Origin of the sequence: Spirosoma profusum (assembly GCF_014699005.1) — a bacterium.
Lineage (GTDB): Bacteria > Bacteroidota > Bacteroidia > Cytophagales > Spirosomataceae > Spirosoma > Spirosoma profusum.
This window is the reverse complement of sequence record NZ_JACWZY010000022.1, coordinates 47,510-61,205: the sequence shown is the minus strand read 5'-3', so window position 1 is coordinate 61,205 and position 13,696 is coordinate 47,510. Positions and strand designations below refer to the sequence as shown.

The window sequence follows — 13,696 nt, the reverse complement described above, 5'->3', positions numbered from 1 at the left end:
CATGAATCGACCTTTACAGGAAAAAGCGTCTCGTATTAAACTCCTGCTAACCGACTGCGATGGCGTTTTGACTGACGCGGGTGTGTATTACGGCGAAAACGGCGAGATTTTCAAGAAATTCAATATCCGCGATGGGATGGCTGTTGAGCGTTTGCGGGTATTGGTAGGCGTTGATGTGGGAATTGTTACCGGCGAAACTTCGCCTTCGGTAGTAACGCGTGCCGCCAAACTAAAAATTACCCAACTCCATCTGGGCATAAAAGACAAACTAACCCTGTTGAATTCCATCCTGGAACGTACTGGCCTGACCGCATCGGAGGTAGCGTTTATCGGCGACGATGTGAACGATCTGGAGATTCTACAGGCGGTCGGATTGGCTGCCTGTCCGGCTGACGCTACGCGTTTCAACAAAGCCATCGTCGATTACTGCTGCGAAACCAAAGGGGGAGAAGGCTGTTTTCGTGAATTGGCCGAACTCATTATCGACGCTAAACAGGCCGGAAATCTCGCCGGTCCAACCGACGTATCGGACGACGGGCAGGAGCAGTAAGTTTACCAGACAAGGCCTCAACAGGCTCCGGCTGTTGAGGCCTTGTCTGGCGCAAATCATCGCCAGATAACGGGATAAATGGACTCATTATCCCCTAATAATAGCTAGCCATTAACCAGCAGTAGCGGAGCTATCGGGATTGCTGTAGATTTGAGTTGAAAAGCAACCTGTGGATGGATGCTTTACGCTGAAAATGAAGTTATTTCGACTTATTCTGTCACTTTTAGGATTATGGTTTCTGGGGTCATGCAAAAACTCCAGTTACCAGAAAAAAAATGGCGTTGTCTATTTTAAGGAAGAACCCATCAGTAATGCAGACTATGCATCATTCGACATCCTGAATGATGTTTTTGCCCGTGATAAACGTCAGGTTTATTATCGGGGTATTACGGTAGATAGCGCTGATGGTGCAACATTTTTGGCCCTGGATGAACATTATGGCAAAGACCGCACATCCGTATTCTATTGCGACAATTACATCGACTTCAAGTTGTTCGAAACGAAGCGCCGGAATACAATAAATCGGGTTCCCTCTGCTGATGTCAACTCGTTTCAGGTTCTGACGTATGATTATGGAAGAGATGCGGTGCGCGGCTATTATAAAGGAATCGGCTTCCCGGTGAAGGATGTGGCTTCCTTTGAAGTGCTTGACTATGAGTTTGGAAGGGATAATCAGATCGGGTATTTCAACTTAAAGCAGGTTCCGGGAAGTAATGGTTCTTCGTTTGAAGTACTGAATAAAAATTTCGCGAAGGATCAACATCAGGTTTATTACGCCTGGACTACTCTGGATGGTTTGGAATCGGCGGGAATACGTCCTATCGAGAAAGCTGACCCTTCTTCTTTTGCGGTGTTGGGCATGTACTACGCTAAAGACAATGTTCACGCTTATTATCGGGGCAAACCGTTGCCATTTGCCGATCCCGCTACGTTCAAACAGTGGGATGACAATACGATTAATTATGCTTCTGATACCAGCCGGATCTACTACCACGAAAACCTGTTGAAAAACGCGGATAAATCGACGTTTCGGTTGCTAACAGATGACTACGCGCAGGATAAACAAACCGTTTTTTTTCAGGAAAAACCCATAAAAGACGGCCTGGTACAGGCATTCCGGGTGCTTGAAGGTGGCTATGCAACTGACGAAAAGCGAGTCTATTACCGAGGCAACGTACTGGTCGGGGCGGATGCTGCTACGTTCAGGCTCGTGCAGAATGAAGCCGACCGGGATGCTGCGGATAAAAGGCATTCCTATGAAGAAGGAACTCCTGTTGTTCTTGAGCAATAATGCTGGTACAAACTCAAAAAACGATGAAATATTTTGGAATAGGTCTGCTCACAGGTATTGCTGGCTACGTTCTCTTAGCCTTGCTGAGTTATTTCCTGATCGGCAAATTATCGTCTAATGGCCACGATAGAGGGGTAGAGGCTAGCATGACCAGCATTTTTATCTACGGACCGATTGGCTTTGTAATAGCATTTATTATTGGCTACCTATGGGCCAAAAATTCATTGTGAAAATTGATGCTAATCAGAACTTTTCTGTAAAATGCCGTAGACAAGGAGAACCAAAATACTATTTTCTATAAAGATTTCATCTCTACGAGGTATAGTTCTTTATAAGAAAATCCTATTAATGTTAATTAACCGAATGTGCGTACTGTTTTAGTTTCTCCAGCATCTCGGTCTGGTTATATCGTTCGGCGATACGTAGTGCATTCGTTTCGCCATTCAATTTTGTTACGTGTACTGTGTTTATATCCGGATTTCTGCTAAGTAAAAAATCGAAAATAGCCATATCATTACTAATGATTGACGTTTCCAGATTGGTATATTCATCGCAGGTGGCATTTACGTCGAACGGATAAGTAAATAGAAATTTCAGAAACGATAAATTATGGGAACTGATAGCCAGATACGGTAGCCGACAATCATGTGTGTTCAGTTTGAAACCTTTCTTTATTAATAATTTTATAGACTCAATATCATTTTTATCGGCAAGCCAATAGATAGTATCTTGGCTCTGAGCTTCGTCAGCTGCCAATCCATGTATTAATAAAAAATCGAGTAGATCTATATTATTGTGTTTTAGCAGATTCTCCGTAATAAAACTCACTGAAGTAGTAAAATCAGGGTGATATTTATTTACTACTTTTTTTATTAATTCAATTTGATTAATTAATGATAGTTCATTAATAATTTTATTTGGATTCATGCCATCTGTAATCAGCATGTCAACCATTGCCATACTTTTTATAGGCCACCGCAGTGAGTAGGTGAAATATTCCCGACTATGGTTTGTCAAGACATGTACCATCTCTGTTTTATCGGCGGCAACTAAATATTCGATAAGTGGCCTCTGTTCACCCGGTAAATTCACTTTATAGAGTTCGTAATTTTCCTCACGAATCTCCGTAAAGGTTTCTATATCGTTTTCATCGATTACCTTCTTTAATTTTGCTAGTTGTTTTTCATTCTGAACGTCGTTTAGGTAATCGCTGCCCTGACTGAACAGGGGAATTGCTGCAAAAAAAGCGGTTACGAACCCGTATAAGCAGAGCGTAATAATTTGCGGCTTCCCAAAGCTGAAATCGACTGCTGATACATTTCTGAAAATGAGATTTGTAATGCCTGTTACCGTTAACATCAATACTGCAACAAGCAGATTAATTGCCAGTGTAACTATATAATAGAATGTTTGATTGGTTGTACTGGTTGTGAGCAGACTAGCCATAACTACAAATACCAGTAAAGCAGCGCCAACAGCTAACGCCCAAACAGGAAAGTTTAGTTGCAAGAGTTTGTTAATCAGGCTGAAAAATAAAGCTGCCATTACCATTAAAAATATATTTAACGGTACGTAAATAATAAGCCAGAATAAGAAATTGATACTGTCTTGTAATGTGCCAGATGAAGTATTCATAAGCTTATTTTTGTAATGCATTTATTATCCATTCATACCGATCAGTATATCCTTCAACGCTATCGGGAACGCGCCAACTTACAACAATGCCGCCTTGAGCGGGTCTGAAAATTTCACAATCTTTTAAATCGAAAAAGCGCAGGTGGCTTTTCCATAAATTTGTATGGGGTGTATTTTCTCTGGCATTGAGAAATTTTCTCTCTATCAAATTAAGATCCGTAGGCTCTGTAAAATAATAAGAGATATCAGCTATAATACTAGGCGTTTTACCACTGGTTGAATAACTATAACGTAACGCTATTATACAGGGAATTTCCTGTTGATCCGTGACTATCTCCCCTTTATAAGGATAGTAGTTTATTGTTCCTATTCTCGGCCTAGTAAACAGTGCTTCAACTGGACCAAATTTTATATAATGAAACTCTTTTTCAACGAACCACTTCTGTAAACTTTTCTCTCGTACATTTCTGGATTGTATTATAACAACGAAAGTACCTATAATACCTAAGGCAAGACCAACCAGTGTGAATTTTTCGCGGGGTGTAATGTAACTTATCCCTGTACAGACCGCGACAACAACGAGCAGCAACGTAGCGTGTTGGGGGCTGTTTCGATACGTCATATAATAAAAACCACCGATCAACAGCAAAGCCGGCAAGTAGGAAAACAGATTAAACGGTTGCACAGACGTACGACTTAGTTGACGTAATATTAACCTGATGCGTATCGCCTTGAACGTATCAGTACGTCAAAAATAAGGGCTTTGTGACTGAGTAGTCTGGGTATTTATAATCGGCTACAATGGGTTTATAAATGGAGCCGGAGAATGCACCGGCGGTATTGGGACAAGCAAACTTTGTTAGAAAAGTTGATAATTAAGTTTTAGGCTATGCCATACCGAATACTTATTACTTCCATTTGTTCCTTTCCCTGTAGAGAAGGTACCATCACTGTTTCTCCGATCCGTTTACCTTGCAGCGTCTTCGCCAATGGAGCCGTAAACGCAATTAGTCCCTGTGTAGCATTGGCCTGGTCAACTCCCACAATCGTGAACTGACGTTCAGTACCAGCTAATTTCCCGGTTTGTATTCTCAAACCAACAGTAGCCCCAAAGCGAATTCGATCTTGCTCCTGCGCGTCGACCACCCTGGCGCTTGAAATACGCTGATTCAGATTAGCGATACTGCCATTAAGCCAGGCAAGCCGCCGACTACGTTCATTCTCGTCATCGACCTCAGTGGCTTGTAAGTGAGCGCGTTTAGTTTCTAAATCCGTAAGCTCGGAGCGTAACAGCACCAGCCCGTGGGGTGTTACGTAGTTGGGTGTACCCGGTGGCAAGGGGGCGCGTGCCGGGATAACGACGGGCGCATCAGCCGTTTCATTTTTTAAAAAAGCACTGCTCATAGTCTACTTCACAGAGACTAATTTAGTTTTAGCCCCAATGAAAAACAGCGGCATCTGTTGAATTGTTTCTGCTACGATGAGGCTGGTAGTTTGAGCAACGTAGCATTGGCCCCGCTGAGCTCCGGCTGTCTCGAAGCAGACACGGAGCCCAGCGGGGCCAATGCTAATCACTTATTTTAATGACTGCCTAAAAACGCCCGACACGCTTTTGGAGCGCATCACGAGTAAGCGTAATTAAATGGCCAATGGGTTTGCCCGACCGATACGTAACGACCCGGAGCGTAATGTTACCGTCGGGCAGGTCGACAGGTTGGGTGTATTTGGTCGAAAACTGGTCCGGCATGGTGTCGTCGGTAGTGTAGTAGATATCGAGTCCCGGTACTTCGCCCGCAAGTTCAAGCCGTAATTTGTCGCCGTTCATGCTGGTTCGTACGATGGCGTCATACACCGCCCGCGAATAATTGATCCGTGCTACGTCGGCCCGGTCGAAATGGGTTTCCATACGTTGCACAAAATTGGGCCAGTTTTTCGCTTCCTTCTGCGACCAGTAGACCTCGGCCAGTGCCCAGCCACGTGGGTACATCATGTATTCAACATGACGTAGCGTTGGAATCTGCTCGGTCCACAAATTCCCCTGCCCACCCAGAATGTATTTGGCATCCACACCTTCAGGAACGGGTTCGTAGCTATAACTCTTCTGTGTGCGCAGGTTGGCGTAAATAGGCGGGTCGATGGTGGGGTCGCCTTGGTTATAGTCGAGGTAAGCGAACGTAGTGGGGGTCATCACTACGTTGTGTCCCGCATGAGCCGCTTCAATGCCACCCTTAATTCCCCGCCAGCTCATGACCGTAGCACCGGGCGAAATACCGCCTTCCAGAATCTCGTCCCAGCCCAGTAATTTCTTGCCTTTGGCCGTCAGAATCTTCTCGACCCGGTTCATAAAATACCCCTGTAAATCTTCAACGTGGCGGATATTCAGTTGCTTCATCAACGCCTGACAGCCAGGGTCCTGCGCCCAATATCCCTTGTAACATTCGTCGCCCCCAACGTGAATGTAGGGATTCGGGAAGAGGGCGGCTACTTCGGTAAATACCTTATCCAGAAAGGCATACACGTTTTCGTCCGACGGGTTCAGTGTGTTCTCAACCTTCATTTTGAACGTACCATTGCCATACCACTCCGAGAAGGGCGTTCCGGGATCGACGTTTACCTGTGCTTTGGTGCAACTCAGCTCGGGATAAGCCGCCAGCGCTGCCATACTATGCCCCGGTACGTCGATTTCAGGCACAATCGTTACGTTACGTGCCTGAGCGTAGGCTACAACTTCCTTAATATCGTTCTGCGTATAAAAACCGCCATATGGTTTGGGTTCGCCGGGTTTTGGGCTAGGCCGGTCGCCGTAATGGCCGGTACGTGCTACGCGCCAGGCACCAACTTCGGTAAGTTTCGGTAGCGATTTGATTTCAATTCGCCAGCCGTTATCGTCGGTCAGATGCCAATGTAACGTATTGAATTTCAATTCGGCGAGCTGATCGATGAATCGTTTGACTTCCTCTTTGGTGAAAAAGTGACGACTTACGTCGAGCATGACACCCCGCCAGCCGAAACGTGGGTAATCGGAGATACGTACGGCGGGCACCGACCAGGTTTGTGATACGGCTGTTTTACTTTCAATTTCTTTGGGCAACAACTGCGTCAGCGTTTGAATACCGTAAAATAGGCCCGCTGGTTTGTTGGCCGTAATAACGATACGTTTTGGCGAAGCATCGAGCGTGTACCCTTCCTGACCGAGTTGATTGTCATGCGTTTCGTTTATCGTAAGCTGGATTTTTCCGGACTTTCCCGCTTTGGGCAATAAGCCCAGACCCGTTGGTACGTTTAGTTGCTGGCTAAGCATTTCGGCCACTACGCGGCCATCAGCCTGATTGTATTCGATGGTGGTTCCCTTACTTAGCGTAAAAGCGCCGGATTGCGGCTCAAGACGTACAGGTTGGGGAATAAGATGAATTGGAGTCTGCGCTTGGGCGAACGTAACGGCCAGGCAGAAATAAACAATATGACTAAACTTCATGAAGCAAAGGGTTTATAAATTTTTTTCAAAATTAACTCAGAGATAGTTTACTATTCAACTGAAAGCCAAAAGTAGTGTCTTTGTCATGCTGAGGAACGAAGCATCCTAAGGTTTCCTGACTGGTGAGTTATGAAACCTAAGATGCTTCGTTTCTCAGCATGACAAAAATGGCAATCAACGTTTTATAAACCTCAAAGCCAGATTTTAACAACGAAGTATTGGCGTGCGTATTCCTTTTTTGCCGATTTTTCCGGTCATGGCTTCATCTGACAAAAAGAGCCTAACTTTGCTCATACCTGATTTCGACAAGACAGAACCTCATGCAAACTGAAAAGCAAGCAGATATTGAGTTAATTAATGCCCCAAAACCGTTGAAAACCGACGTTCTTGCCCGGAAAAATGCGGAAGCCGAACTCGGTGGCGGTCAGAAACGTATCGACGCCCAACACGCGAAAGGCAAACTGACCGCCCGTGAACGGATTGCCCTACTGGTCGACGAAGGTTCGTTTGAAGAAATCGGGAAGTTTGTGATGCACCGTACCCGCGACTTTGGCCTCGATAAAGAACATTATCTGGGCGATGGCGTCGTAACGGGTTACGGCACCGTCGATGGGCGGCTGGTGTACGTTTTTGCGCAGGATTTTACGGTATTTGGGGGCGCTCTGTCGGAAACCCACGCCGAAAAAATCTGCAAACTGATGGATCTGGCGATGCAAAATGGCGCGCCACTTATTGGGTTAAATGACTCAGGTGGTGCCCGGATTCAGGAAGGTGTTCTATCACTGGCGGGTTATGCCGATATTTTTTACCGGAACACGAAAGCATCGGGCGTTATTCCGCAGCTATCGGCCATTATGGGGCCGTGCGCGGGCGGAGCCGTGTATAGCCCGGCCATTACGGACTTCATTTTCATGGTCGAAAACACGAGCTATATGTTCGTGACGGGCCCCAACGTAGTGAAAACCGTTACGCACGAATCTGTTACAGCCGAAGAACTGGGCGGAGCCAGTACGCATAGTACTAAATCGGGCGTTACGCACTTTGCCTGCGGAAACGAACTAGCTTGCATTCAGTCAATTAAACAACTGCTCAGTTATATTCCCCAGAACTGCGAAGACGAACCGCCGATGTTGGCTTACGAGCCTTCGGAAGAAGCTCGTTCGGCGTTGAATAGTATCATTCCCGACAACCCGAACCAGCCATATGACATGCGGGAAGTGATTGCGGAACTGGTCGATGAGGGCAGTTTCATGGAAGTGCACAAAAATTTTGCGGAGAATATCGTCGTTGGTTTTGCCCGACTGGCCGGACGTAGCGTTGGCGTCGTGGGTAACCAACCCGCCGTGTTAGCCGGTGTTCTCGACATTAATGCCAGTACGAAAGCAGCCCGTTTTGTGCGTTTCTGCGACTGTTTTAACGTACCACTGTTGGTGTTGGAGGACGTACCGGGCTTCCTGCCCGGCACCGACCAGGAGTGGAACGGCATCATCACGAACGGTGCCAAACTACTGTTTGCGTTCTGCGAAGCAACCGTTCCCCGCGTAACGGTCATCACGCGCAAAGCCTATGGCGGTGCTTACGACGTAATGAATTCCAAACACATCGGCGCAGATCTGAACTACGCGTGGCCCACTGCCGAAATCGCCGTGATGGGTGCCAGCGGTGCCGCCGAAATTATTTTCAAACGCGAAATCGCCGAAGCTGAAGACCCTCAGGCCAAGTTGCAGGAAAAAGTACTGGAATACACCGAGAAATTTGCCAATCCGTACCGGGCCGCTCACCGGGGCTACATCGACGAAGTCATCATGCCCGACCAGACCCGTCAGAAACTTATCCGGGCATTTCAGATGCTGGAAAATAAAGTCGCATCAATGCCAAAGAAAAAACACGGGAATATTCCGTTGTAAAATAGATTGTTAAACCGTATTCTGTTACTATAATTGCCAGTGCCGTCCACACTACGTTCCAGCATGAACTGATGTATCGATGACAGTTACCCAAAAACTAATTCTGTTTGTTTCTGTTGGTTTCGCACTAGTGTTGCTGGCTGCGTTTTTACCCGTATTATCTGCCACCTGGCGAGGTGCGCTTGTTATTGGCGGTGGTTGGCTGATGGCTATCGGTGGACTGTTTCAGGTAAAGGAATTTTCGCTTCGACGAGACGTTGCCTACTATGTCATGCTGGCTTTGGTCGGTCTATACTGGGTTGCTTTGCTAGGCATTACGTTCTACTGGCTCGCTACGTTGGCAGGGTGGATATAAATAGAGAGAAAAGTCAATGACAAAATCAACACCCGAAAAGCCGGGTAGTTTACTGAGAACTATACTGATTGGTCTGGCGATAATTTTCGGATTAGCACTGCTGGTCGGTACGTTGACAGTCTTGTTTCCGTAAAACCGGACAATAGCGTTATGAAGAAAAAGATTTTACTGGCAGGAGCCAGTGGAGCGGTTGGACAACGCTTGTCGCGGTTGCTGGTAGCGGATGGGTGGCCGGTAGTAGGTACAACTCGCTCGGAGGAGAAAGCAGCCCTGCTACGTTCGATTGGCATAGAACCGGTAGTTGTGGATGTTTTCGACGTAGCGTCGCTAAATCACGTGTTTGCTGAATTTCGGCCTACCATTGTTATCCATCAACTTACCGACTTGCCTCCCGCGCTGGACCCGGCCAAAATGCCCGAAGCCCTGATACGTAACACTTACCTGCGAGAAGTCGGGACTCGAAATTTGCTACGTGCCGCCATGTCAGTTGGAGTTGAGCGGGTTATTGCCCAAAGTATTGCATTTGCCTATGCATCAGGCCCGACGCCCTATGCTGAAGACGCTCCGCTAGACCCGTCATCGAAAGGAGTTATCAGTCTGGAAGAACAGGTGCTAAGCGTTGGCGGAATTGTGCTACGTTACGGCAAATTTTACGGACCAGGCACTGGCTTCGATAGCCCTCCGGCCGGATGCGCCGTCCATGTCGACGCGGCTGCAGATGCGGCCTGCCGAGCGATTACGCAGGGTGAAAGCGGTATTTATAACATCGCTGAAGACGGCGGTACTGTTCAGACCGATAAAGCAAAACGTGAACTAAGCTGGGACGCAGACTTTCGCATCAATGAATAATGGATTAATAGAAAATTAACCGATTAGTTTACGATGTATTGCTGACGTATGGGGCTTCGACAGGCTTAGCCTGACTGTCAACTTAAATTTGTTAACTCAAGCTGGTTTGTCAGGCTTAGCCTGTCGAAACCCCATACGTCAGCAATACGTTGCTTATCCGTTATTCATTTCTCTACCGCGTCCAGAATAACATTACAGGCTTCGTGAATTTGCTCTTCTGTGATAATAAGCGGTGGGGCAATTCGCATTGAATTGTTGCAGAAAAGAAACCAGTCCGTTATGACGCCCGTCTGGCCGGACGTACCACGTGCAATGGCCCGGTCGATGATGGGTTTTAGTACGTCGAAGGATTCGAATTCAGCTGCGAGCATCAACCCTTTGCCGCGTACTTCACGGATAGCCGGGTGACGTAGCAACTGTCTGAATAACTGTCCTTTGGCTTCAGCTTGCTCATGTAATTTCTCAGATTGAATCACCTGCAACGTAGCGAGGGAGGATGCGCATGAAACCGGATGCCCTCCGAACGTAGTAATATGCCCCAGAATCGGGTTGTTTTTCAGGACGCCCATGATCTCCGCTGAACTGATGAACGCACCAATCGGCATACCGCCACCCATTCCTTTGGCGCAGAGCAAAATATCGGGTACTACGTTAAAATCCTCAAATGCCCAGAACGTACCGGTACGTCCGAAACCCGTCTGAATCTCATCGAAAATGAGCAACGTACCGACTTCGGTGCAGTGTTGCCGAACGGCTTGCAGATACGTAGCGTCGGGTACGCGAACACCCGCTTCACCCGCTACTACTTCCATTACAACGGCGGCTGTCCGGTGAGTTATCTGGTCAAGATCATCGAAAATGCCGTAGTGGATATGACGAATGTCGGGTAGGAGAGGGCGATAATTCCGTTTGAAATTTTCGTCGCCCGACAGCGAAAGCGCACCCTGTGTGGAACCATGATATGCATTGAAACAGCTTATGATTTCGGTTCGACCCGTGTATCGTTTGGCGAGTTTCATCGCACCTTCGGTAGCTTCGGTGCCCGAATTGGTGAAATAGACGTTGTCCAGCGTCGGCGGAAGCGTTTGCACCAGCGCGTGCGCCAGTTTTGCCTGGGGTGTCTGAACGTATTCGCCATACACCATCAGGTGCATGTATTTGTCCAGTTGCTGCTGAATCGCTTCCAGTACACGCGGGTGTCGGTGCCCTACGTTGCTCACACCAATGCCCGAAATCAGGTCAATGTAACGCGCTTCTTCGGTACCATCATTCGATGGACCAATTAAATAAATGCCTTCTGCCCGCTCAATTTCCAACGCTAACGGGAAATCGGAGGTCTGTGCTATATGCTGAAAAAATAATTGTCTGGATGTCACCGTTGATATGTAGAAATTATCATACTAATTCCTGAATCCTAACACCGCCGACCATGAAAACAGTTCTACTCTTCCTGCTGATTATCCCGTTCTTCGCCTGGGCGCAACGTCTGCAAGTGAGTCCCGACGACTTGCTACGTAAGCAATCGTATCTGCTGCTACGTGACGGCTCTGTTGTGTATGGACGTATCGTTCAGCAGGATAGTTCAGTAGTTAAAGTCCGACTACGTGGTGGTGCTATTTCATACGTGGAAACGGATCAGATTGTTCGTATTTCAGCGTCGAAAGTGGCGCCCATAAAGGAAAGGATTCAGCGGCCATCTACCGTTTTTGTGCTGAAAGATGGTACCCGATTGCCCGGAACGTTTGTCCGACAGAATAATACGATGATTACTGTCAGAAAAGCGAGTGGACAACTGACGTATTTCGAACCGGAACTCTTACTTAGGGTCGATACGATTCGGGCGGGGATGCTGCCGAGCCGGGATAGCGTGGAGCAGGGGTGGCAGGAAGCGGGGGGGGCGTCACTGGCCAAACCGTCGTTCACCAACAAGTTTTCGCCGTTTATGCTGACCAACCCGACGGCATTTAATCTGGAAAAAGGGCGATTCTACTATCGTAACACGTTATTACTCCTTAACGAAATCGATTATGGTATAACCAAAAACTGGAGCGTGGGCGCTGATTTCTGCCCTATAATAAATGATTTGAAGTTTGGAAGTTATTCGGTCATGGTGGCAAGTTTTCGGTTTAAAACAAAACTGGCCTTTCAGGTAAGTGATCAGTTTCGATTTGGCGTAAACGCGATTTATCAGCCTAAACAACGGGGCGACATTGTGTTCACGCCTGAACAGGTGATTCTGCAAGGTGTTGTGTCGATTGGCAATAGCCAGCGAAATGCAACAATTGGTTACGGAATGCGCTTACTGACGAACAGTATATCCGGGTCTTCCAGTATTTATTCATCATTCTATGCCCGAAAACAAACGTATATTTCGATTGGCGTAATGCAGAAAATTTCCCGAAATCTGACCCTCCTGAGCGATAATATGATTTATAAAAACCTATACTTTGGCGGCAACGGAGTGGACGTTTCGGTTGCCTTACGTCTTGATCGTCAACGCCATGCGTTTGATCTTGGTGTTTTATCAACGTTACAATCGTATACATATTACTCGTTCAGTTCGTCGGGTACAAAACTTCAGGCTAATTTTTACCCGTATCTGGCCTATAACCTACTGATTGGTCGACATTGACCGCGAATCGCTCTGGCACTTGCTTTGCAGTAGATTCGTCCGAACGTAACGCTTCGCTCAGGTAGTATGAAGTATATTTTATGGATCTTCCTGTTCATTTTGCCCCTGCTAACCCAGGGGCAGGACGAGTATTACCAGACTAAACCCAATCCGTCTAAACGAACGTATCGAATTGAATTAAAAGACGGTACGCAGCTTCGGGGCGAATTGCTGAAACAGGATAGTACAGAAGCCATTATCCGAACCGATAATCTGGGCGAAGTAAAACTGAAACCCGAGCAGATTATACGTATCGAGCAACTGGATGCACAGGCACGACCGGCTTTCCCGAATTTGTTTCCCCATACGCTACGTCTGACACCCACGGCGTTCCAGGCCGAAAAAGGTAGAGTTTATTTTCACAATTACTGCATTTACATAAGCCAGTTTGAGTACGGCATCACCGATAACTGGAGCGTTGGTACGTCGTTTTTTTCGTTTCTGCCGACAAACCTGTTCAGTCTGAATACCAAAGTATCGGTGCCTGTAAGCAGTCGGGTGAGGGTAGGGGTAAATGCGCAGTACGTCGCGCTCCGAACCGATATTACTGAGCCACAGGGACTTGGATACCTACAAGGGATGGTAACAACAGGTGACCAACGTAACAATACTACGTTTGGACTCGGATGGAGCATTGCGGATGGAGAAATCTCCCGAAACATCGTCGGTACGTTCGGATTGGTACGTAAAGTAAGTCCGAGACTTACGCTCATCAGCGAAAACTTTGTTCTGTTCGGCGCTGGCCCGGTCGATTTTGCGGGTATCCTTTCGATGGGACTGCGCTTTGATCGCCAGCGTCACGCTTTCGATATAGCCGCTTATATTCCATTTATTGCAGAACCGGGCGTTCCCTTCGTCGTTACGTTGCTGCCTTATGCGAGCTACCACATTCGTATCGGCAAATAAACCGTTCATGTGAATATCGGCGGCAATACACCGATTTATCCTATTTTCGCCGTTATA

The 13,696-nt window shown here is 47.0% G+C and carries 13 protein-coding genes; 8 read left to right on the top strand and 5 right to left on the bottom strand.

Features of this window, described 5'->3' with window-relative positions; translation table 11 throughout:
- Position 1 precedes the first annotated feature (1 nt).
- From IC229_RS22845 to IC229_RS22835, 3 genes are all read left to right on the top strand, one after another.
- Positions 2 to 550, top strand: coding sequence for a KdsC family phosphatase (locus IC229_RS22845; RefSeq protein ID WP_190889346.1), 549 nt, complete (start codon positions 2 to 4; stop codon positions 548 to 550).
- A 193-nt stretch (positions 551 to 743) separates the two neighbouring features.
- Positions 744 to 1,841: a DKNYY domain-containing protein gene (locus tag IC229_RS22840; protein ID WP_190889345.1), complete on the top strand. Its 1,098-nt coding sequence runs from the start codon at positions 744 to 746 to the stop codon at positions 1,839 to 1,841.
- 23 nt (positions 1,842 to 1,864) lie between these two features.
- Entirely contained in the window at positions 1,865 to 2,071 is a 207-nt protein-coding gene (locus IC229_RS22835; protein ID WP_190889344.1) for a hypothetical protein, read from the top strand.
- Positions 2,072 to 2,192: 121 nt separating this feature from the next.
- Here IC229_RS22835 and IC229_RS22830 read toward each other — a convergent pair whose 3' ends face one another.
- The 4 genes from IC229_RS22830 to IC229_RS22815 form a co-directional block, all read right to left on the bottom strand.
- Positions 2,193 to 3,476 (bottom strand): ankyrin repeat domain-containing protein, encoded by a 1,284-nt coding sequence (locus IC229_RS22830; RefSeq protein ID WP_190889343.1) that lies wholly within the window; start codon positions 3,474 to 3,476, stop codon positions 2,193 to 2,195.
- A 4-nt stretch (positions 3,477 to 3,480) separates the two neighbouring features.
- The gene (locus IC229_RS22825) at positions 3,481 to 4,161 is read right to left on the bottom strand and encodes a hypothetical protein (protein ID WP_190889342.1); all 681 of its coding nucleotides are present in this window, start codon (positions 4,159 to 4,161) and stop codon (positions 3,481 to 3,483) included.
- Positions 4,162 to 4,358: 197 nt separating this feature from the next.
- On the bottom strand, positions 4,359 to 4,880 hold the full coding sequence (locus IC229_RS22820; RefSeq protein WP_190889341.1) for a GreA/GreB family elongation factor: 522 nt from the start codon (positions 4,878 to 4,880) through the stop codon (positions 4,359 to 4,361).
- Between the two features lie 187 nt (positions 4,881 to 5,067).
- Complete coding sequence (locus tag IC229_RS22815; protein WP_190889340.1) at positions 5,068 to 6,951, bottom strand: beta-N-acetylhexosaminidase; 1,884 nt, start codon at positions 6,949 to 6,951, stop codon at positions 5,068 to 5,070.
- A 320-nt stretch (positions 6,952 to 7,271) separates the two neighbouring features.
- On the opposite strand from IC229_RS22815, the gene IC229_RS22810 reads away from it, so the two are divergent.
- The 3 genes from IC229_RS22810 (at position 7,272) to IC229_RS22800 (ending at position 10,062) form a co-directional block, all read left to right on the top strand.
- Complete coding sequence (locus IC229_RS22810) at positions 7,272 to 8,858, top strand: acyl-CoA carboxylase subunit beta (protein WP_190889339.1); 1,587 nt, start codon at positions 7,272 to 7,274, stop codon at positions 8,856 to 8,858.
- 79 nt (positions 8,859 to 8,937) lie between these two features.
- Positions 8,938 to 9,213, top strand: coding sequence for a hypothetical protein (locus IC229_RS22805; protein ID WP_190889338.1), 276 nt, complete (start codon positions 8,938 to 8,940; stop codon positions 9,211 to 9,213).
- A 150-nt stretch (positions 9,214 to 9,363) separates the two neighbouring features.
- Complete coding sequence (locus tag IC229_RS22800) at positions 9,364 to 10,062, top strand: NAD-dependent epimerase/dehydratase family protein (protein ID WP_190889337.1); 699 nt, start codon at positions 9,364 to 9,366, stop codon at positions 10,060 to 10,062.
- A 164-nt stretch (positions 10,063 to 10,226) separates the two neighbouring features.
- Here IC229_RS22800 and IC229_RS22795 read toward each other — a convergent pair whose 3' ends face one another.
- Positions 10,227 to 11,438, bottom strand: coding sequence for an aspartate aminotransferase family protein (locus IC229_RS22795; RefSeq protein ID WP_190889336.1), 1,212 nt, complete (start codon positions 11,436 to 11,438; stop codon positions 10,227 to 10,229).
- A 53-nt stretch (positions 11,439 to 11,491) separates the two neighbouring features.
- Here IC229_RS22795 and IC229_RS22790 point away from each other — a divergent pair, with 53 nt between their 5' ends.
- Positions 11,492 to 12,694 (top strand): hypothetical protein, encoded by a 1,203-nt coding sequence (locus IC229_RS22790; protein ID WP_190889335.1) that lies wholly within the window; start codon positions 11,492 to 11,494, stop codon positions 12,692 to 12,694.
- 66 nt (positions 12,695 to 12,760) lie between these two features.
- Positions 12,761 to 13,639 (top strand): hypothetical protein, encoded by an 879-nt coding sequence (locus tag IC229_RS22785; protein ID WP_190889334.1) that lies wholly within the window; start codon positions 12,761 to 12,763, stop codon positions 13,637 to 13,639.
- Positions 13,640 to 13,696 lie beyond the last annotated feature (57 nt).